The 19,606-nt window shown below is 74.7% G+C and carries 18 protein-coding genes; 12 read left to right on the top strand and 6 right to left on the bottom strand.

Annotated elements, in window-relative coordinates; translation table 11 throughout:
• Positions 1 to 16 precede the first annotated feature (16 nt).
• The 8 genes from ACFP3U_RS15980 to ACFP3U_RS15945 all read left to right on the top strand — a co-directional run bounded on the left by ACFP3U_RS15980 (position 17) and on the right by ACFP3U_RS15945 (position 10,238).
• Positions 17 to 1,600: an ABC transporter substrate-binding protein gene (locus ACFP3U_RS15980; RefSeq protein WP_380226178.1), complete on the top strand. Its 1,584-nt coding sequence runs from the start codon at positions 17 to 19 to the stop codon at positions 1,598 to 1,600.
• An 18-nt stretch (positions 1,601 to 1,618) separates the two neighbouring features.
• Positions 1,619 to 2,563, top strand: a complete 945-nt coding sequence (locus ACFP3U_RS15975; protein ID WP_380226177.1) for an ABC transporter permease — start codon at positions 1,619 to 1,621, stop codon at positions 2,561 to 2,563.
• Between the two features lie 32 nt (positions 2,564 to 2,595).
• Entirely contained in the window at positions 2,596 to 3,456 is an 861-nt protein-coding gene (locus tag ACFP3U_RS15970; protein ID WP_380226176.1) for an ABC transporter permease, read from the top strand.
• Complete coding sequence (locus tag ACFP3U_RS15965) at positions 3,453 to 5,141, top strand: ABC transporter ATP-binding protein (protein ID WP_380226175.1); 1,689 nt, start codon at positions 3,453 to 3,455, stop codon at positions 5,139 to 5,141. The genes ACFP3U_RS15970 and ACFP3U_RS15965 overlap by 4 nt, the downstream gene beginning before the upstream one ends.
• Positions 5,138 to 7,492 carry an arylsulfatase gene (locus ACFP3U_RS15960; protein WP_380226174.1) on the top strand — a complete coding sequence of 785 codons (2,355 nt, stop codon included), beginning with the start codon at positions 5,138 to 5,140 and terminating at the stop codon, positions 7,490 to 7,492. Before ACFP3U_RS15965 ends, ACFP3U_RS15960 begins: the two co-directional genes overlap by 4 nt.
• An 88-nt stretch (positions 7,493 to 7,580) precedes the next feature.
• The gene (locus tag ACFP3U_RS15955) at positions 7,581 to 8,216 is read left to right on the top strand and encodes a 4'-phosphopantetheinyl transferase family protein (protein WP_380226173.1); all 636 of its coding nucleotides are present in this window, start codon (positions 7,581 to 7,583) and stop codon (positions 8,214 to 8,216) included.
• Positions 8,217 to 8,369: 153 nt separating this feature from the next.
• Positions 8,370 to 8,963, top strand: a complete 594-nt coding sequence (locus ACFP3U_RS15950) for a hypothetical protein (RefSeq protein ID WP_380226172.1) — start codon at positions 8,370 to 8,372, stop codon at positions 8,961 to 8,963.
• A 21-nt stretch (positions 8,964 to 8,984) separates the two neighbouring features.
• Entirely contained in the window at positions 8,985 to 10,238 is a 1,254-nt protein-coding gene (locus ACFP3U_RS15945; RefSeq protein WP_380226171.1) for a sensor histidine kinase, read from the top strand.
• Here ACFP3U_RS15945 and ACFP3U_RS15940 read toward each other — a convergent pair.
• The 3 genes from ACFP3U_RS15940 to ACFP3U_RS15930 all read right to left on the bottom strand — a co-directional run bounded on the left by ACFP3U_RS15940 (position 10,210) and on the right by ACFP3U_RS15930 (position 11,960).
• Entirely contained in the window at positions 10,210 to 11,139 is a 930-nt protein-coding gene (locus ACFP3U_RS15940) for a polysaccharide deacetylase family protein (RefSeq protein ID WP_380226170.1), read from the bottom strand. The genes ACFP3U_RS15945 and ACFP3U_RS15940 overlap by 29 nt on opposite strands.
• Before the next feature lie 192 nt (positions 11,140 to 11,331).
• Positions 11,332 to 11,541: a DUF397 domain-containing protein gene (locus tag ACFP3U_RS15935; protein ID WP_380226169.1), complete on the bottom strand. Its 210-nt coding sequence runs from the start codon at positions 11,539 to 11,541 to the stop codon at positions 11,332 to 11,334.
• Positions 11,538 to 11,960 (bottom strand): Scr1 family TA system antitoxin-like transcriptional regulator, encoded by a 423-nt coding sequence (locus ACFP3U_RS15930; RefSeq protein ID WP_380226168.1) that lies wholly within the window; start codon positions 11,958 to 11,960, stop codon positions 11,538 to 11,540. Before ACFP3U_RS15930 ends, ACFP3U_RS15935 begins: the two co-directional genes overlap by 4 nt.
• On the opposite strand from ACFP3U_RS15930, the gene ACFP3U_RS15925 reads away from it, so the two are divergent.
• From ACFP3U_RS15925 to ACFP3U_RS15910, 4 genes are all read left to right on the top strand, one after another.
• Entirely contained in the window at positions 11,943 to 12,068 is a 126-nt protein-coding gene (locus ACFP3U_RS15925) for a hypothetical protein (protein ID WP_380226167.1), read from the top strand. The genes ACFP3U_RS15930 and ACFP3U_RS15925 overlap by 18 nt on opposite strands.
• Positions 12,069 to 12,363: 295 nt before the next feature.
• Complete coding sequence (locus tag ACFP3U_RS15920; protein WP_380226166.1) at positions 12,364 to 12,849, top strand: NUDIX domain-containing protein; 486 nt, start codon at positions 12,364 to 12,366, stop codon at positions 12,847 to 12,849.
• A 216-nt stretch (positions 12,850 to 13,065) separates the two neighbouring features.
• Positions 13,066 to 14,622 carry a CehA/McbA family metallohydrolase gene (locus ACFP3U_RS15915; protein WP_380226165.1) on the top strand — a complete coding sequence of 519 codons (1,557 nt, stop codon included), beginning with the start codon at positions 13,066 to 13,068 and terminating at the stop codon, positions 14,620 to 14,622.
• Between the two features lie 294 nt (positions 14,623 to 14,916).
• On the top strand, positions 14,917 to 15,387 hold the full coding sequence (locus ACFP3U_RS15910; RefSeq protein ID WP_380226164.1) for an ATP-binding protein: 471 nt from the start codon (positions 14,917 to 14,919) through the stop codon (positions 15,385 to 15,387).
• A gap of 283 nt (positions 15,388 to 15,670) precedes the next feature.
• Here the strand turns inward: ACFP3U_RS15910 and ACFP3U_RS15905 are convergent, their stop codons facing one another.
• From ACFP3U_RS15905 to ACFP3U_RS15895, 3 genes are all read right to left on the bottom strand, one after another.
• Entirely contained in the window at positions 15,671 to 16,273 is a 603-nt protein-coding gene (locus ACFP3U_RS15905; RefSeq protein ID WP_380226163.1) for a sigma-70 family RNA polymerase sigma factor, read from the bottom strand.
• Between the two features lie 212 nt (positions 16,274 to 16,485).
• Positions 16,486 to 17,883 (bottom strand): S8 family serine peptidase, encoded by a 1,398-nt coding sequence (locus tag ACFP3U_RS15900; protein WP_380226162.1) that lies wholly within the window; start codon positions 17,881 to 17,883, stop codon positions 16,486 to 16,488.
• Positions 17,880 to 19,606: AAA family ATPase (locus tag ACFP3U_RS15895; RefSeq protein WP_380226161.1), on the bottom strand; the 1,727-nt coding region annotated here is incomplete at its 5' end. The genes ACFP3U_RS15895 and ACFP3U_RS15900, both read right to left, overlap by 4 nt.

Genomic DNA, 19,606 nt, shown 5'->3' with positions numbered 1-19,606 from the left:
GCAGAGGACCCCACTCGTGACCAGCCACCCCACCGCCCCCGCCCTCTCCCGCCGGACGCTGCTCCGCGGCGGCCTCGGCGGCGCCGGCCCGCTGTCCCTGGCCGCCTGCCGCTCGGCCGCCGACACCGCCGCCGGGCGGGCGTCGGGCGACGCGGCGGGCCCGCGCCGCGGCGGCGTCCTCACGGTCGGCACCGGCGTCGACTTCACCCCGGCCCTGCTGTTCGCACAGAGCGCCAACACCCTCGTCCAGCGCCTGGTCTTCAACACCCTCACCCGCTACGACGACCAGCTGAAGCCGCAGCCCGAACTCGCCACCTCCTGGCAGGTCGCCCCGGACGGCGCGAGCGTCACCCTCAGGCTGCGCGAGGACGTGACCTTCCACAGCGGGCGCCAGTTCACCGCCGACGATGTGGTGTTCGCCGTCAAGAACCTCCAGAACCCGGCCCGTTCGGCCCAGTTGAGGTCGACCGCCGCCGCCGTCACGGACTTCCGCAGGAACGGCGACTTCGAGCTCACCCTCGTCCTCGCCCACCCGGTGAGCAACCTCTTCGACCTCTTCGAGTTCATGATCGTCCCCGACTCCGAGACCGTCGAGGACGCCTTCGCCGGGACGAAGCTGGTCGGCACCGGCCCCTACACCTTCACCGAGCGCAAGCCCGGCAGCTCGCTCACCTTCGCCCGCAACGAGAAGTACTGGAACCCGGGCCGCCCCTACCTGGACGGCGTCGAGGTCCGGGTGATCCCCCAGCCGGACTCGCTGCTCTCCTCCCTCCGCACCGGCCAGACCCACCTCTCCTACAGCGTCCGCGGCAAGGACGTCGCCACCCTCAGGAGCGACCCGCAGTTCCACGTCACGCCCTACGACACCGGCGCCGGCGCCTACTACATCGGCGCCAACCTCACCGCCGAGCACGTCGGCGACAAACGCGTCCGGCAGGCCATCGCCTGGGCCGTCGACCGCGAGCGGCTGGTCGAGCAGGCGCTCGGCGGCTACGGCACCGTCTCCGCCACGCCCTGGCCGAAGTCCTCCCCCGCGTACAGCGCGGACGCCGCCGCCCACTACCGCCACGACCCCGAGCGCGCCCGGCAGTTGCTCAAGGACGCCGGGCTCAACGGCATCAGCCTGCCGTTCGCGCACAGCAACGACCCGGGCAACACCGCCATCGCCCAGATCCTCCAGTACGACCTCAAGCAGGTCGGCATCGAGACCGTGCTGCAGCCCACCGACTCGCCCACCATGCAGAAGCAGCTCATCTCCCAGTCCATGCCCGCGCTCTGGACGCTGAGCCACGGCTTCGCCCAACTCCACCCCGCCACCCTCGCGGTGAGCGCCTACCCGTTCAACGAGGCGAAGAACAGCTCGCGCTTCAGCTCGCCCGCCTACACCGACGTCGTGCAGCGCGCCTGGCAGCGTCCGGACAGCGACAGCCCCGAGGCCAAGGCGCTCTACGGGCAGATCACCGACGTCCTGCTGGACGAGCAGTTCGTCATCGACCTCGCCATCGCCGGCCTCACCGAGGTCGCCGTCGGCAAGGCCCGCGGCGCCACGCTCAACAAGTTCGGCTACCTCAACCTCGACGACGCCTACCTCACGGCCTGACCGGAGGGCCCGAACCCGATGCGAAGCTTCCTCCTCAAGCGGCTCCCCTCCGGGCTGCTCGTCCTCCTCCTCGCCTCCTTCCTCGTCTTCCTCATCCTCCGCCTCATCCCCGGCGACCCGGCCACCACACTGGCCGGCCCCGACGCCGGACCGCAGGCCGTCGCCGCGATCCGCGCGCACCTCGGCCTCGACCGGCCCCTCCTCACCCAGTACCTGCGCTGGCTCGGCGACCTGCTGACCGGCGACCTCGGGCCCAGCTACGCGATCGGCGGCCAGGTCGCCGACCTGATCACCGACGGCCTCGGCGCGACCGCCCAACTCACCGGCGCCGCCCTGCTGCTGGTCGTCCTGCTGGCCCTGCCGCTCGGCGTGCTCGGCGCCACCACCAGGCGGCGGCCGGTCGGCGCCGCCGTCCGCGCCTTCACCACCGCCGTCCTGGCCGTCCCGCCGTTCGTCACCGGGGTGCTGCTGGTGCTGCTGTTCGCGGTCACCCTCGGCCTGCTGCCGGCCGGCGGCCACGAGTCGCTGCTGGACGCCCCCGACCTCGCCCTCCAGTACCTGCTGCTGCCCGCCGTCTGCCTCGCCCTGCCCAGCGCCGCCGTCCTGGCCCGCTACCTCAAGGACGGCATCGAACGGGCGCTCGCCGAGGACTACGTGCGCACCGCCACCGCCGTCGGCGTCTCCCGGCGCCGGATCGTCTGGCGGCACGCCCTGCCCAACGCGCTGCCCTCCGCCGTCACCGTGCTCGGCCTGCAGCTCGGCCACCTGGTGGCCGGGGCGGTGCTGGTGGAGCGGATCTTCGCCTGGCCCGGGCTCGGCCAGCTCGTCGAACAGGGCGTGCTGCGCCGGGACTACCCCGTGGTGCAGGACCTCCTGCTGCTGATCGTCGCCGTCCACGTCACCGTCCAACTGCTCACCGACCTGGTGTACGCCTGGCTCGACCCCCGGATCCGGTGGGAGTAACCGATGACCTTCCTCTCCGCCGGGAGCACCCGATGACCGTCCTGCCCGCCCCCGCCCCCACGCGCACCGCCCCGGCCCGCGCCCGCAACCGCTACCTCGCCGGGCTGCGCACCGGCCGCGGCCTGACCGGGCTCGCCCTGGTCGGCACCGTCGCCCTCGCCGGGCTGCTCGCCCCGCTGCTCACCGACCGCGATCCCGACGCCCAGGGCCCGCTCGCGCTGGCCGGGCCGAGCGCCGCGCACCCGTTCGGCACCGACGACCTCGGGCGGGACCTGCTCAGCCGCGTCCTGCACGGCATCGGCACCGACCTGGCGCTGATCCTCGGCGCCGTCCCGGTCGGCGCGCTGATCGGCTGCTCGCTCGCCCTGCTCGCGGCCACCCACCGCTGGGCGGACACCGCCGTCCAGCGCGCCTTCGACCTGGTCCTCGCCTTCCCCGGGCTGATCCTGGCGCTGGCCGTCACGGCCGTCCTCGGGCCGGGCCGCTGGCCGGTGTTCATCGTCATCGCGCTCGCCGAAGTCCCGCTGTTCGGGCGCCAGTTGCGCTCCGGGATCCTGGTCCAGCGGGAGCGCGAGTACGCGCTGGCCGCCCGGGTCGGCGGCGCCTCGCGGCCCCGGGTGCTGCTGCGGCACGTCCTGCCGAACGCCGTCGACCCGCTGATCGTCCAGGCGGCGGTGGCGCTCTCCGTCGGCGTGTTCATCGAGGGCGCGATGAGCTTCCTCGGACTCGGTGTGCGCCCGCCGGAGCCGACGCTCGGCTCGATCCTCAGCCAGTCCGTCGGCTACCTCGCCACCCGTCCGACCTTCGCCGCGGCCCCGTTGGCCGCGACCACCGCCCTGGTGCTCGGCTTCACGCTGATCGCCGAGGCCCTGAACCGGGGGATCCGCCGATGACCGGCAGCACCGCGCCCCGCACTGCGCCCCGCACCGAGCCCCGCACCGTCCTGCGGGTCACCGACCTCACGGTCGCCTTCGACGGCACCACCGCCGCGGACGGCGTCACCGCCGTGGACGGTGTCGGCTTCGAGCTCGCCGCCGGGGACACCCTCGGGCTGGTCGGCGAGTCCGGCTCCGGCAAGTCCACCACCGCGCTCGCCCTGCTGCGGATGCTCCCCGCCGGGGGCCGGATCACCGGCGGCTCGGTGGAGCTGGCCGGCCAGGACCTCGCCGCCCTGCCCGAACCGGCCCTGCGCGCCCTGCGCGGGCGGCGGATCGCCATGGTCTTCCAGGACCCGATGTCCTCGCTCAACCCGGTGCTCACCGTCGGCCGGCAGCTCGACGAGGCCCTGCGCGCCCACGGCGGCCACCCCGACAGGCGCGAACGCGCCGCCAGTGCGGGCGAGTTGCTCGACCTGGTGGGCATCCCCGACGCCGCCGCCCGGCTGCGCGACCACCCGCACCAGTTCTCCGGTGGGCAGCGCCAGCGCATCATGATCGCCCTCGCGCTCGCCAACGAGGCCGAGGTGCTGGTCGCCGACGAGCCCACCACCGCCCTCGACCCGACCGTCCAGCAGCAGATCCTGCGCCTGCTCACCCGGATCAACCGGCGGACCGGCACCGCGCTGGTGGTGATCAGCCACGACCTCGGGGTGATCGCCCGGACCTGCCGCCGGCTGCTCGTCATGCGGCACGGCCGGGTGGTCGAGTCCGGCACCACCGCCGAACTCCTCTCCGCACCGCAACACCCGTACACGCAGGAGCTGTTGGCCGCCGTCCCGCGCCTGGAGACCCCCTCCGGGGCGGCCGCCAACAGCACGCCGGGGCCGGAACCCCTGCTCACCGTCACCGGCCTGCGCAAGACCTACGGCGCGCGGCGGCGCACCGTCACGGCGCTTGACGGGGTCGACCTGGTGCTGCACCCCGGCGAGACCCTCGGCCTGGTCGGCGAGTCCGGCTCCGGCAAGTCCACCCTGGCCCGCGCCCTCGTCCAGGTGCACGCGCCGAGCGGCGGCGAGATCCGCTTCCGGGGGCGGGCGTTCGGGCAGGGCGGCGAACGGGCGGCCCGCCGCGAGGTGCAGCTGGTCTTCCAGGACCCGTACGCCTCGCTCAACCCCCGGATGACCGCCGGGCAGATCATCGCCGAGCCGCTGATCGCCCACGGCCTGGGCGACCGGGCCGCGCGGACGGCGCGGGTCGCCGAACTGCTCGAACAGGTCGGCCTCGACCCCGCGAGCGCCGGCCGGCACCCGCGCGCCTTCTCCGGCGGACAGCGCCAGCGGATCGGCATCGCCCGGGCCCTGGCCCCCGAGCCCAGCGTGCTGATCTGCGACGAACCGGTCTCCGCGCTGGACGTCTCGGTGCAGGCGCAGGTCCTCGACCTGCTCGCCCGGCTCCAGCGGGACCTCGGCCTCGCCGTCCTCTTCATCGCCCACGACCTCGCGGTGGTCCGGCAGGTGAGCCACCGGATCGCGGTGCTGCACCACGGCCGGATCGTCGAGACCGGCCCGGCCGACCGGGTCGTCACCGCGCCCGAGCACCCGTACACCGCCCAACTCCTGGACGCCGTCCCGCGCCTGGCCCCCGCGCCGGCCCCGGCGCCCGCCGCCGCGCCCGCCCTGACCCTCCGGAGCACCGCATGAGCAGCCCGACCCCGGCCGACCCTTCTCGTAGCGGCCCCTCCCGCCGCGACCCCTACGCCGCCTTCCCCGGCACCGTCGGCCGCACCTTCGGCGAGTCCACGCCCGCCTGGCCCGAGCGGGTCCGCCCGCGCGAAGGCGCGCCCAACATCGTCGTCGTCCTGGTCGACGACCTCGGCTACAGCGACATCGGCCCGTTCGGCGCCGAAGTCCCCACACCCGTCCTCGACGGCCTCGCCGAGCGCGGCGTCAAACTCGTCAACTACCACACCATGCCGCTCTGCTCGCCCGCCCGGGCGGCCCTGCTCACCGGCCTCAACCCGCACCGGGTCGGCTACTCCTTCGTCGCCAACGCCGACCCCGGCTTCCCCGGCTACGGCATGGAGGTCGCCGGGGACATCCCCACCCTCGCCGAACTGCTGCACGACGCCGGCTACGCCACCTGGGCCGTCGGCAAGTGGCACCTCACCCGCGACTCCGCCTCCCACGCCGCCGACAACCGCGCCAACTGGCCGCTACAGAAGGGCTTCGACCAGTACTACGGCGTCCTGGAAGGCCTCACCAGTCTCTTTCACCCGCACCAACTCGTCCGCGACAACAGCCCGTTGTACATCGACGAGTTCCCCGACGACTACTACTACACCGACGACATCACCGACCGGGCCATCGACATGGTCAAGTCGCTGCGCGCCCACGACGCCGACAAGCCGTTCTTCCTCTACCTCGCCCACAACGCCGTGCACGGCCCGCTCCAGGCCAAGCCCGCGGACCTCGCCCGCCACCGCGGCCGCTACGACGGCGGCTGGGACGAGCTGCGCGCCGCCCGCTTCGCCCGCCAACTCGCCGCCGGCCACTTCCCACCCGGCACCGAACTGCCCGACCGCAACGCGGAGTCCGGCCACGAGGTCGGCCCGTGGAGCGAACTCACCGAGCCCGAGCGGCGGTTGTACGCCCGCTACATGGAGGTCTACGCGGCCATGGTCGACAACGTCGACCAGAACCTCGGCCGACTGCTCGACACGCTCGCCGCGCTCGACGAACTCGACAACACCATCGTGGTGTTCACCTCCGACAACGGCGGCACCGGCGAGGGCGGCGCCGAGGGCACTCGCAGCTACTTCAGCCGCTTCGTCCACCACCCGAACCTCCCCGCCGACTGGAACCCCGACGTCGAGCGGGAGGTCGAGCTGATCGGCGGCCCGCGCTCGCTGGTGCACTACCCGCGCGGCTGGGGCATGGCCTCCAACACGCCGTTCCGCCTCTACAAGGGCCAGACCCACGCCGGCGGGGTGCGCGTCCCGTTCGTACTGTCCTGGCCCGCCGGACTGCCGCGCGCCGCCGACGACCCCGGCGTCCGCACCGCCTACCAGTACGTCACCGACCTGCTGCCCACCCTGCTCGACCTCGCCGGCGTCGAACGGCCCGCCCAGCGCGCCGGACAGCCCGTGCAGTTCCTGGACGGCTTCCCCTTCAGCAGCGTCCTGCGCGACCCGGCCGCCGGCTCCACCCACCACGAGCAGTACTGCGAGATGACCGGCAACCGCAGCTACTACCGCGACGGCTGGAAGCTGGTCACCCTGCACCGCCCCGGCACGCCGTACGAGGACGGCGAGTGGGCCCTGTACGACCTGCGAACCGACCCCACCGAGATCCACGACCTCGCCGCCGAACACCCGTGGCTGGTCAAGGAGTTGTCCGAGGCCTGGGAGGCCGCCGCCTGGCACAACGGGGTCTTCCCGCTGGCCGACGGCAGCGGCGCGCTCGCCCGCCGGCACCCCGACGACGCCCGGCTGCGCCGCCCGCTGCGCCTGCTGGCCGGCACGCCCGAGCTCGAACGGTACCGCTCGTCCCGGCTGATCTCCTTCCGCTCCTTCACCATCGAGGCCGAACTCGCCCACCACGGCGCCGGGGACGCCGGCGTGCTGGTCTCCCACGGCGACCAGGGTGGCGGCTACAGCCTCTACGTCGAGGACGGCCGGCTGCGCCTCGCCTACAACCAGTACGGCGAACTCTTCGAGGCCGACGCCGGCCCGCTCGCCCCCGGCGCCCACCTGGTCACCGTCGAGGCCACCGCGCTGCCGGGGCTGCGCTGGGAGTTCCGCGTCCTCGTCGACGGCACCGAGAGCGGCCGACTGGGCCCCGTCCACCAGCTCATCGGGATGGCGCCCTTCCAGGGCATCAGCGTCGGCGTCGACCGCAAGTCCCCGGTGTCCTGGCCGGTGTACGAGCGCCACCGCTCGTTCCGGTACGACGGCGGCCTGCGCGCCGTCACCTACCGCCCCGGCGACCCCGGCCCCGACGACCCGGAGACCGTGGCCCGCGCCCTGCGGGAGGCCGCCGCCGCCTTCGAATAGCCGATCACCGGGCCAGCCGCCGGGCCGATCATCACGCTATCCTCCGACTTGCGCAGCCTTCTTGTCGTCCGTCCTGTCCGGGGGAACAGTGATCAGCGAACTCCTGCCCGCACCCGTCCTCGTCGAGACCGCCTACGCCGACCCGCCCGAGGCCCGCCTGGAGCCCGAGGAGGAGGCGGCCGTCGCCCGCGCCGTCGAATCCCGCCGCCGCGAGTTCACCACCGTCCGCCACTGCGCCCGCCTCGCCCTGGGCCGCCTCGGCGTCCCCTACCGCCCCCTGGTCCCCGGCCTGCGCGGCGCCCCGAGCTGGCCCGACGGCGTCATCGGCTCCCTCACCCACTGCGCCGGCTTCCGCGCCGCCGCCGTGGCCCGGGCCGGTGACGTCGTCTCGGTCGGCATCGACGCCGAACCCGCCCTCCCGCTCCCCGAGGGCGTCCTCGACGCGATCGCCCTCCCCGCCGAACAGCGGCGCGACACCGCCCTCAGCGCCGCCCACCCGGGCGTGCCCTGGGACCGGATCCTCTTCAGCGCCAAGGAATCCGTCTACAAGACCTGGTTCCCGCTCACCCACACCTTCCTCGACTTCTCCGAGGCCGAGCTCACCCTCCGCCCCGACGGCACCTTCACCGCCACCCTCCTCGTCCCCTCCCCGCTCCCCACCCTGGACGGCCGCTGGCGCGTCCACGAGGGCCACCTGGCGACGGCCATCACCGTCCTGCGGTAGCCCGGCCCCCCGACCCGGCGCCCCGTCCGGTCCGGTGAGGTCGGGGCGCGGGTGGGGCCGAGGGCTCATGTTCCCGGGACAGGGACGGGAGGAGGGTGGAGGTACATCGCCCGCAGGAACCGGAGCGGGCCAGGACGGTTACGAGGTGTAACCATGAGTAGCAGTTCCGTTACCGACGTGCCCGCTCTGCTCGTCACCGTGCACACCCAGGTGCGCGACGGAGTGCCCGGCAAGCTGCTGGCACACGGCTTCATGACCAGCGCCTCGACCGTGCTGGTCCCGGATCCGCCCCGGGAGCTCGCGAGCCCGTGGCGCAGATACATCCTCCGGATCTCCCGGTCACCGGGGCAGGACGGCCCGGCCGAGCTGCTCCCCGTCGCCGGCATCGGCCTGGCGGCGGTCCACGGGGACGGCATCAGCACCGCGGCGGCCATGCTGACGCTGATCTGGCCGACCCGGTTCGAGGTCCCCGCCGTGACCTCCACGCCGGAGCGGACCGCCGAACTCCTGATCCGCCACAAAGGGGACCAGTGGGCGGTCTACGCCGAACTCGGCTTCCAGGTGGTGCGCCCGGCCCGGAAGCCCGGCCCGCCCGACGAGTGGTGGCTCGGCCCGGCGTTCGAGCAGGACGTCCACTCCAGCGCCGAGGACTTCAGCTGCGGCACCTGCGGCAGCAGCCCGGTCTGCTGCCGGCGCCCCGCGTCCCTGGTCGCGGCCGACGCCGCCGATGCCGCCGACGCGGCCTGACCGCACGGTGGGGCGATCAGGATGACCACAACCGCGCAACGCGACCTCCCGGGCACGGCCCGGGAGGTCAGGCCGGGCCTCGCCCCGACAGTCTTCCGGACGGTCTGCTGGCAGGACGTCGCACTGGCGCTCGCGGCCGTCGTCCCCGAGCTGTTCTACTTCGGCACCGTGCTCACCCCCTGGGCGAGCTGGGACCAGCGGCTGTGGATGGTCCTGCTCGCCCTGGGCGAGGCCGCCGCCCTGGTGGTGCGCCGCCGGTGGCCGGTGGCGGTCTTCGGCGCCGTATGGGTGATCTCGGCCGGCGCCGACCTGCTCTCGTGGGCCGACGCGCTCGACTACGTGCCGTGCTTCGGGCTCATGATCGCCCTCTACACCGTCGCCGCGCAGTGCCGCCGGCCGGTCGCGTACGCGGCGCTGGTGCTCACCCTCGTCCCGCTCGGGCTGGCGATCGCCGAGACCATCGGCAACTACCAGGGCACCCGGACCGTCTCCGTCCTGGTCGCGAACCTCGCCTTCTACCTCCCGGTGACCCTGGTGGTCTGGGGCTTCGCCCGGTGGAGCCGGGCCGCCGAGGAGGCCACCGAACGGCACCGGCAGGAGGTCGCCGAGGCGCGGCTGCGGGTCACCCAGGAGCGGGTGCGGATCGCGCGGGAGCTGCACGACATCGTCGCCAACGCCGTCGCGGTGATCGTCATGCGGGCGGAGACGGCGCGGGTCACGGCCCTGGAGGACCCGGCGCGCGCGGAGGCCTTCGGCCACATCGAGGACCTCGGCCGGTCGACGATGGCCGAGCTGCGGCACATGCTGCGGCTGCTCCGCAGCTCCGAGGCGGCGGTCGAGGACGGCTATAGCCACGGTCTGGGAGACCTCGACCAGCTGCTGGCGGACGTCCGGAAGGCCGGCGTCCGGATCTCCGTGGAGACCCGGGGCGCCCCGCTGCGGATCGACGACAGCGTCAGCCAGACCGCGTACCGGCTGGTCCAGGAGGCCGCCACCAACATCACCAAGCACGCCGGCCCCGGGACCCGGGCGGTGGTGCGGATCACCTGGGACCGGGCGCTGCTGATCGAGGTGGTCGACGACGGCGGCGGCCGTCCGCCGGACGGGCAGCAGGAGCTGTCGACCGGGCACGGGCTGCTCGGGCTGCGCGAGCGGGTGGCGCTGTACGGCGGGCTGCTGAGCGCGGCCCCGCACGGGCCCGGGTACCGGGTGGCGGCGGCGCTGCCGGTGTCCACGGCGGAAGGGGTCAGCGGAAGGCGTCGGAGAGGCGGGTGAAGGTACGCCCGGCGGCGAGGAGGGCGGGGAGCGCGGCGGCCAGGCCGCGGGCGGTGCCGGAGGCGGGGTGGTTCATGTGGGCGAGGACGATCCCGCCCGGAGCGACGTCGAGGAGTTCCCGCTGGACCTGCGCGGCGGGGAGCGTGGCGCCACCGTCGGCGTTGGTGCTGAAGCCGGCGATCCGCTGCCCGAGATCGTCGGCGATCCGGGTGGCGACGTCGTCGTAGTGGGCCGTGCCGGAGCGGAAGAAGCCCGGCGGACGGCCGAGGAGGGCGGTCAGCTTGGCCTGGTTGCCCGCGATCTCGTCGTAGACCTCGCCGGGGTCGCGGGTGCCCGCGATGCCGTAGGCCGCGCGGCCGGTGACGGAGAGGGGGCGGTGGGCGGTGCCGTGGTTGGCGATCTCGAAGAGCGGATCGGCGGCGAGAGCGTCGAAGACGGCGGGGTTGGCGTCGATCCAGCGGGCGTTGAGGAAGAGGGTCGCGGGGACGCCGTGCTCGCGGAGGGTCCCGACGAGGGCGGCGTCGTAGCCGGAGCCACCGGGACCGCCGCAGGCGTCGAAGGTGAGGGCGACGGCGGGTGCGGCCGACCTGGGGAGGGCGGTGAGCACCCCGGGCACGTCGAGGCCCCAGGCGGCGGGGGCGACGCCGGCGTAGCGGGCGGTGATGACGGCGCGGGCGGGGAGGGTGGCGGGCGTGGCGGACGTCGGGGCGGGCGTCGGAGTGAACGTCGCCGTGGGCGTCACCGTGGGCGGAGCGACTGTCGGCGGCTCGACGGCCGCTGTCGGCACCGGGCTTGTCGCCGGGCTCATCGTCGAACTCGTCGCCGGGCTCGCCGTCGGCGCGCAGGCGGCCAGGGCGGTGCCGGCCGTGGCCACCAGAAGGGTCCGCCGACTGAGTGACATGCAAAGCTCCGAATCTGCCCGACTGTCAGATGATCTGAATCCCTCCTATTCAGGGCCCGCCCCACCCCCGCGCGCAACCCGGGTCGGCCTTCACGGGGCCGCCGCGCGGACGTGGGGCCTGACACACCGAGGCCCCACCGCCCAGATCATGGGCGGTGGGGCCTCGGTGGCGGGTGCGCTCAACGCACCACTTCAGACGTCGCCGAACTCGCCACCCTGCACTCCGGCAACGAACGCGTGCCACGCGTCGGCGGGGAAGACCAGCGCGGGGCCGGACGGGTCCTTGGAGTCCCGGACCGGAACCATGCCGGGGAAGTCGGCCGCTACCTCTACGCAGGAGCCGCCATTACCGCTGTAGCTCGACTTGAACCAGGATGCCCGGGACAGATCGGGGGCGTTCATGGGAGTAGCTCCTTCCGTGCCTTGCGAATGAGTTCCAGAGACGCAGCTCGGGTCAGCGCATCTGCCTGGAGTCGATCGTAGGCCCGTTCCCACTCCCTGACTGTGCCGTCCATCCGTACGACGTAACCATGTTCGGCGCTCTCTGTGTATCCCACCACCGAACGGTCGCCCCCCGGAGGGCGGCATCGAGTGGACGACCTACCACAGCGAGATCGAACCGGCCGCCACGGAGACCGAGTTGGGCGCCAGGAAGCGCGGACTCGGCTCGCGGTCGGCGAGTGGTGCGGCGTGAGCGCGACGGAGAGTCTGCCGAACGAGCGGACCGGTGGCGCCGTCAGGCTCTGATGCGTGCCGACATGGTCAACCGCAACTCCACCATCCCGCTTAGGAGGAGAACAGCAATGCCGATCGAACCGCACAAGGAAAACACGCCCACCGACGAGCCCAACTCCGCGGGCCAGGGGGGCGAGCAGGCCGACGACGCTGCCGCGCCCGACAGGGCCGCCGGGCGGCTCGAAAGCTATTAACACCCCCCGTTCACCCGTCCCGCGCCGCGCCCACAATCCGGTGTGCGGACGGGCACCAACTCCACCGTGCCTTGGTCAACACGGTGGACGCCGTCTCCCCAGGGGTTGGCAACTGCCAGGGAAGCGGCACCCCGTCGCTCGAACGACGGGTCGGCTCCGCCCGTTCCGGTCCCCCAGCGGGACGGGCGGAGTCACATGCCCCCGGAGGAGATTCTCAAGGTGAACCGCCCTCCGGGTCCGCCCATCCCGGCCTGCATCCTGCCGGGATGGGCCCCTCACCTCACCTGGAGCCGTCATGGAAGACCCCCGCCGGCGCATCGGCACCCAAGTGCTCATCCTCAACCAGGCCGGTAACTCCGTGCTGCTGGTCCACCCGACGTATCGCGCGGACTGGACCCTTCCCGGCGGTGACGTCGCACCCGGCGAGCCCATCATCACGGCAGCACGAAGGGTGCTGTTCGACCGGATCGGGCTGGACCGGGAAATCAGTCACGGCCTGCTCGGGGACCAGGTGCCCTACAACAGCAACACGGGCACCCCCGAGCGCATCAGCATCGTGTGCGACGGCGGACGCATGAGCGTGACGGACGCTGCCGCCCTGTCCGTCCCGATCAACCACGCGCCGGAGACGCGCGCGTTGGAGTGGGTGCCGATCGATCTCCTGCCCCGCTACACCGAGCCGTACATCGAGCGCCGCATCCGTGCCGCCGTGGCGTCCATTGCCCTCGGCCATCGGTTCCCGCTGCTCTACCTCGGCGAGCCGGTCACCGTGGTCGTGTAGTACGTCCGGCCGAGCGCACTCTTCTCGCCCAAGGACCCGTGATCAAGCCCCGCCCTGCCGGTCATCCGGCAGGGCGGGGGTGGTGGGTGGGGTGGGCGCGAGCCGGGGCGGGCTTCATGGGGGTGTCGGGTGGGCGTGGGGTGGGGCTCACCGGGGGTTCATCCGGGTGGGTAGGTAAGGGGCCGCGAGCATCCACGGCGAGAGCGGAGGCACCCTATGACGGAGGACGTGCACGGCGAGCGGGCGCGGTTGGGCCGGCGCGGGTTACTGGCGGCGGGCGCGGTCGGGGTGGTGGCGGCGACGGCGGGCGCCGCGCACGCCGAGGAGGCGACGGCACCCGCCCCGGACCGGACGATCACGCTGACCGGCACGCTGCCGACCGGCGCGCCCGACTTCGTCCACCTGCCCTTCGACGTGCCGCCCGGCGTCCGCGAGATCGCCGTCTCCTACCGGTACGACAGGCCGACGGTGCCGCCCGGTACCCCGGGGAACTCCTGTGACATCGGGCTCTTCGACGAGCGCGGGACCGACCTCGGGGGTCGCGGCTTCCGGGGCTGGTCGGGCGGCTTCCGGACGGAGTTCGCGGTGAGCCGGGAGCAGGCCACCCCCGGGTACCTGCCGGGGCCGATCCGCCCGGGCAAGTGGCACGTCGTTCTCGGGCCGTACCAGGTGGCGCCGCAGGGGCTGGCGTACCGGGTCGACGTGACGCTGCGGTTCGGCGCGCCCGGTGGCGAGTTCGCCCCCGCCTACCCGCCGGAGCGGGCCCGGGGGCGCGGTCGGGCCTGGTACCGGGGCGACTGCCACGTGCACACCGTGCACTCCGACGGGCGCCGGCAGCCCGCCGAGGTGGCCGCCGGGGCGCGGGAGGCTGGGCTGGACTTCATCGTGTCGACCGAGCACAACACCTCCTCCGCCCACGGCGTCTGGGGCCCGCTGGCCGGTCCCGACCTGCTGATCCTGCTCGGCGAGGAGGTCACCACCCGCAACGGCCACTGGCTGGCGCTCGGCCTGCGGCCCGGCGAGTTCGTCGACTGGCGCTACCGCTCGCGCGACGAGGCGCTCCCCCGGTTCGCCCGCCAGGTGCGGCGGCAGGGCGGGCTCGTCGTCCCCGCGCACCCGTACTGCCCGTACGTCGCCTGCCAGTGGAAGTTCGGGTACGAGCACGCGGACGCCGTCGAGGTGTGGAACGGCCCGTGGACGTACGACGACGAGTCGGCGGTGGACGGCTGGGACGCCCAGCTGGCGGTGGCGCTGCGCGACGGGCGCTCCTGGCTGCCCGCGATGGGCAACAGCGACGCGCACAGCGCCCCGCAGGCGATCGGCTCGCCGCACACCGTGGTGCTCGCCGAGGACCTCCACCGGGACGCCGTCCTGGCGGGCCTCCGCGCCGGCCGCAGCTGGCTGGCCGAGTCGGCGGCCGTCCGGTTGGAGTTCACCGCGACCGGGCACGGCCGGCAGGCCGGGATCGGCGAGGAGCTGGCCGTCCCGGCGGACGCGCCGGTGGACGTCCGGCTCGACGTCTCCGGGGTGCCGAACGGCACGGTGCGGTTCCTGACCGACGAGGGGCAGCTGCACCAGGAGTCACTGCCCGCCGAGGGCGCGGGCACGGTGGTCTGGCGGACCACGGCCTCGCTCGCCGCGTTCGTCCGGGCCGAGGTCCGGCACCCGAGGGCCGACGGGACGCCGGGCCGGGGCAACGCCATGGGCGCCGAGCTCCCGTGGGGCCCGATGGCCGCGCTCACCAACCCGATCGTGCTGCGTGTGCGCAGGTAGCGGGAGAGCGAAGGCCCGGCGGAGGGACGGCGGGAGCTCCGAGGAGGGGGAGGACTCCGGGGCACAGCGTGGACTAGGTTGATCCCCGACAGCAGTCACTCGTAGGGACGAGGCGGTCGGCTGTCCGTTTCGCCGGGTTCGGCCGACCCGTGGTCCGATTCCGGCCGGCCCCCGTGCGCTCCGGCCCCGTCCCGCCCCGGCCCCGTCCTTCCCCCCGGCCCGCGAAGGGATCAGCAGGTGAACCGTACGACCATTGGTGGGCCGGAACTCGGAGGCGGACGGGGAGCGGGCAGCGTGGTCGTCCTCTCCGACCCGGCCGCCGGCGCCGGGAGCGGCGCGGTCGCCCCGCTGGTCGCGGCCGCGCTCTTCCCCAGCGTCCACCTGCGCGCGGAGGACTTCCGGCGGGCGGTCCGGCAGGGGTACGTCGCACCGGACCAGCCGGAGGCCCGGCGGCAGAACGTGACCGCGCTGGCGGCCACCGCGCAGGCGGCCTTCGCCTTCGCCTCGGGCGGCTACCAGGTGGTGGTGGAGGGCTCGGTCGCGCCGACGGCGCTGGACGCCTTCCGCCGGGAGAGCCGGGCGACGGGCGCGGCGCTGCACTACGTGGTGCTCAACGGAGGCGTGGTGCTCAACGGGCGCGGGGCGGTCGACCGGGGCGCGGTGGCGGAGGCCGGCGGCCCGGCGACCGGCGACACCGAGGCCGAGGCCATGGCCGACACGGTGCTGGCCGGGCTGCGCCGGGGGGCGTACCTGCTGGGGTGGTGAACCCCGGGCCGTGAACCGCCGCGAGCCGCCGCGGTTCGAACGGAACCGGGGCGGTCGGCCGTCTGGGGGGACCGGCCGACCGCCCCGGGGTAACGGGCCCCGACGTGGGTCAGGGCTTAACGGCGCCCCGGCGTCCGCGCTCCCACAAGGGCGGAACGCCGGGGCGACCGAGGGCCCGGCGCCCGTACGGGGGGACAGGCGCCGGTGGCGGTGCCGCCACCCTGGTCAACGGGCGGCGGAGGCGAAACGGTTCACGCCAACAAGGACAGCCGGGTCAGCCGGGTCAGCCGGCCCAGGCCATGCCGCGGGCCTCCAGGATCGGCCGCAGGGCGCGGACGGCGTAGAAGCTGCGGGACTTCACCGTGCCGACCGGCACCCCCAGCACCCGCGCCACCTCGGCCATCGACCGGCCCTTCATGTGCAGCTCGACCAGGACGTCCCGGTGGTGGGGCTGGAGCTCGGCCATCGCCACCGCCATGTCCCGGGCGACGAGCACCTCGTCGTACGGGTCGTGGGCGCCGGCGTGGTCCTCCGGGGTCTCGTCGGCGACCTCCTGCGCGCGGGCGGCCTGCATCCGGTAGTGGTCGATGGCGATGCGGCGCGCCACCGTGAACAGCCAGGGACGGCTGTGCTCGGCGCCGCGCTGCATGGCCGCCGGGTTCTGCCAGGCGCGCAGCAGGGTCTCCTGGACGATGTCCTCGGCCTTGCCGCGGTCGCCGCTGGTGACCCGGAGCATCGCGCGCAGCAGGTAGCCGCCGTGCAGGCGGTACAGCTCGGCCAGGGTCTCCTGGTCCAGGGTGGGCCGGGCGGCGGCCGGGGCGGGCACGGCGGGTCCCCGGGCGTCCCCGGTGGTCGTCCCGGCCTGGGCGGTTGCGTCGATGGCCACGGCTGTTGAGCCCCTCACACCATTCATCGGTACCTCGGTCGGTCGGTACCGGGGTCGATCGCTGTCTCGGTGCACCGGGGTGTGCCACTTGCGATCGGACCGTTCCCCGGGCACTGCCACGCTGGCAGCCGTCGCCAACGCGGGACCAACGCGACCGTGCCACCCGCGTTGGCGTGACGTTGGCCGTCGCGCCGGGGCGCCGCACCGGGCGGTCACTCAGGCTGCGGGGCCCGCTCCCCCACTCCGGCCCCGTTCCTGCTCCGCTTCCGGCCGACGCGTGCCGCGGCGGCCGCCAGGCCGATCAGCGCCGCACCGCCCAGGCTCGCCCCGGTGACGGCCGAGGCCAGCCGTACGGCCGTCCGGTCGGGCGGCGGCGGGAGGACGACCGGGTCGGGGGTCGCGGCCGGGGCGGCGGCCTCGGCCCGGGTCGCGGTGCCGACCGCCGTGACCGGGTCCACCGCGCCCCAGCCGACCGCCGGATCGGGCAGGGCCGTGCCGGGCCGGTAGGCGGTGGCGCGCAGCCGGTCGGCGAGCTGCTCGACGGTCAGCGACGGCGACCGGCCGAGCACCAGGGCCGCCACCCCGGCCACCAGGGCGGCGGCGTAGCTCGGCCCGGAGGCGGTGAAGGTGCCGCCGCCCGGTCCGGCGGCCAGCAGTGCTTCGCCGGGCGCGGCGAGGTCCACCCGCGAGGTCCGCCCGGCGGCAGGACCGGCAGCAGCGCCGGCGGCAGGACCAGCGGCAGCACCGGCGGACGAACCGGGGCCCGCCGCACCGCCCGCCGGGGAGCCGTCCGGGCCGATCCCCGCCACCGCGAGCACCCCGGGGTATCCGGCCGGATAGACCGGGCCGGCCACCGACTGGTTGTCCGGCCCGACCGGGGCGACCAGCAGCATGCCCTTCGCCGTCGCGTAGCCGACCGCCTCGGCGAGCGCCGGGGCCGGTTCCGCGATCGGCGCCGCGACCACGGCGATCCGGGCGCCGCCGTCGGCCGCCGCGCGGATCCCCCGGGAGAGCAGGTCGGCGTTGGTGCTCCCGGCGTCGTCGGTGACGGCCACGGCCAGCACCTTCGCGCCGGGGGCGACGCCGGACGGGCCGCCGTCGGCGGGGCGGCGGCCGGCCACCAGGGTGGCGAGGACGGTGCCGTGGCCGACGCAGTCCCGGCCCGCGTCGCCCTCGCCGTGCAGCCGGGCGCCGAGCGTCAGCCGCCCGGCCAGCGCGCCGGAGGCCGCTCCCGCCGCGGCGTCCACCCCGGAGCCGATCACGGCCACCGTCACCCCGGCGCCCCGGCTCAGCGGCCAGACGGCGTCGGGCCGCAGATAGACCTGGGACCACGCGGGCCGGTCGGCGCTGCGGGTGGCCGGCTTGCGGCAGCCGTTCTGCCGGACGTCGGACAGGGTCTGCCCCATCGCGGGCCGCTCCGCCCCCGCCGACGGCGAGGCCCCGGCGGCGGGCGCCCCGGCCAACGGCGCCGCGGTCTCCGCCGCGACGGACACCGGCACCACCCCGGCACCCGCCGCCACCGCCGGCCCGGCGGCCGCACCGAGCACGGCGAGACCGCAGGCCGCCACAGCGACGGGCCGGCCGAACCGCCCACCACCCCCGGCGCTCACACCGGGCTGCCCGAGCGCTCCGCGGCGATGTCCTCGGGCAGCAGCAGGCTCAGCTCCGAGAGGTCCGCGACCTCCAGCCGGCTGAGCCGGCCGGCCTGGCGGGTGATCATGCCCTCCAGGGTCTGCCGGGCGAAGCGCCCGTTGCCGAAGGTGCGGTCGCGCGGGACGCCGGCGAACAGGTGCTCCAGGGCCGCCAGTGTCTGCGGCGCGCACTCGTACCCGGCGGAGACGGCGTGGTTGCGCACGATGGTGACCAGCTCGCCGTCGGTGTAGTGGCCGAAGTCGATCTGGCGGGAGAAGCGGGAGGCGAGACCGGGGTTGGAGGAGAGGAAGTGCCGCATCTCGTCCTCGTAGCCGGCCACGATCACCACCACCTCGTCCCGGTGGTCCTCCATCAGCTTCATCAGGGTGTCCACGGCCTCCTGGCCGAAGTCGCCGCCGCCTCCGTGCCGGGGCGTCAGGGTGTACGCCTCGTCGACGAAGAGGACGCCGCCGCGCGCCCGGTCGAAGGCCTCCTTGGTGAGCTGCGCGGTGTGCCCGACGTAGCGGCCGACCAGGTCGGCGCGCGCTGTCTCGACGAGTTGGCCACCGGGCAGCACGCCCAGCTCGGCCAGCAGCCGCCCGTACAGTCGGGCGACCGTGGTCTTGCCGGTGCCGGGCGGGCCGGCGAAGACCAGGTGGTGGCTGATGGTGGCGGTCGGCAGCCCGGCCTCCTGCCGGCGGTGGACCTGACGGATCAGGTTCACCAAGTCCTCGACCTGCGCCTTGGCGGCGGGCAGGCCGACCAGGGCCTGGAGTTCGGCGAGCGGCTCGGTGCCGTCGGCCTCCTTCGCGGGCGGTTCGAGGTCGACGCCGACGTCCGCGGGGAGGAGCAGGGCGAGGTCCTGGTCGCTGATCTCGGCCTGCTCAGCCAGCCGGGTCGCCTGCCGGTCGACCATCTCCTCGAAGACCTTGCGGGCCGCCCGGCCGTTGCCGAAGTCCTCGCCGCGCGGCATCCGTTCGAAGAGCAGCGTCAGGGCCTCCCCGGTGCCCTCGGCGAGCTCGTAGCCGTGGCCGGTGGCGGCGCGTTCGACGATGGTGACCAGCTCGTCGACCTCGTAGTTGGCGAACTCGACGGTCCGGCTGAACCGGGAGGCCAGGCCGGGGTTGCTGGCCAGGAAGTCGGTGATCTCGGCGGAGTAGCCGGCCACGATCACCACCACGTCCTCGCGGTGGTCCTCCATCAGCTTGACCAGGGTGTCGATCGCCTCCCGCCCGAAGTCCGGGCCGGAGCCGCCGGCGCCCGCCGAGAGGGTGTACGCCTCGTCGATGAACAGGACGCCGCCGAGCGCCTGCTGGAACACCTCGGTGGTCTTGATCGCCGTGCCGCCGATGATCGAGGCGACCAGGTCGGCCCGGGCCACCTCGGTCAGGTGCCCGCTGCGCAGCACGCCCAGCTCCGCGAGGATCGCGCCGTAGAGCCGGGCGACCGTGGTCTTGCCGGTGCCGGGCGGGCCGGCGAAGACCAGGTGCCGGCTCATCGGGAGGGCCGGCATGCCGGCCAGTTCGCGGCGCCGGGCCAGCTTGTTGAGGTTGACCAGGGTGGCCACCTGCTCCTTGACGCCGGCCAGGCCGACCAGCGCCTCCAGCACCTCCAGCCGGCCGGGCGGCGCGGCCGGGGCCGGCTGGCGGGCGGGCTCGGTGCCCGGCCCGGCGGCGGCGCTGCCGGCCGGGGCGGGGGCGG

This window comes from Kitasatospora misakiensis (genome assembly GCF_042656005.1).
GTDB lineage: Bacteria > Actinomycetota > Actinomycetes > Streptomycetales > Streptomycetaceae > Kitasatospora > Kitasatospora misakiensis.
This window is presented reverse-complemented; position numbering and strand designations above follow the sequence as displayed.

What these genes read in the sequence shown, in the direction of transcription:
- ACFP3U_RS15960 (WP_380226174.1), top strand. Translation starts at nt 5,138, where the DNA reads ATGAGCAGCCCGACCCCGGCCGACCCTTCTCGTAGCGGCCCCTCCCGC.
- ACFP3U_RS15965 (WP_380226175.1), top strand. Translation starts at nt 3,453, where the DNA reads ATGACCGGCAGCACCGCGCCCCGCACTGCGCCCCGCACCGAGCCCCGC.
- ACFP3U_RS15950 (WP_380226172.1), top strand. Translation starts at nt 8,370, where the DNA reads ATGAGTAGCAGTTCCGTTACCGACGTGCCCGCTCTGCTCGTCACCGTG.
- ACFP3U_RS15920 (WP_380226166.1), top strand. Translation starts at nt 12,364, where the DNA reads ATGGAAGACCCCCGCCGGCGCATCGGCACCCAAGTGCTCATCCTCAAC.
- ACFP3U_RS15970 (WP_380226176.1), top strand. Translation starts at nt 2,596, where the DNA reads ATGACCGTCCTGCCCGCCCCCGCCCCCACGCGCACCGCCCCGGCCCGC.
- ACFP3U_RS15925 (WP_380226167.1), top strand. Translation starts at nt 11,943, where the DNA reads ATGCCGATCGAACCGCACAAGGAAAACACGCCCACCGACGAGCCCAAC.
- ACFP3U_RS15915 (WP_380226165.1), top strand. Translation starts at nt 13,066, where the DNA reads ATGACGGAGGACGTGCACGGCGAGCGGGCGCGGTTGGGCCGGCGCGGG.
- ACFP3U_RS15940 (WP_380226170.1), bottom strand. Translation starts at nt 11,139, where the DNA reads ATGTCACTCAGTCGGCGGACCCTTCTGGTGGCCACGGCCGGCACCGCC.
- ACFP3U_RS15975 (WP_380226177.1), top strand. Translation starts at nt 1,619, where the DNA reads ATGCGAAGCTTCCTCCTCAAGCGGCTCCCCTCCGGGCTGCTCGTCCTC.
- ACFP3U_RS15945 (WP_380226171.1), top strand. Translation starts at nt 8,985, where the DNA reads ATGACCACAACCGCGCAACGCGACCTCCCGGGCACGGCCCGGGAGGTC.
- ACFP3U_RS15935 (WP_380226169.1), bottom strand. Translation starts at nt 11,541, where the DNA reads ATGAACGCCCCCGATCTGTCCCGGGCATCCTGGTTCAAGTCGAGCTAC.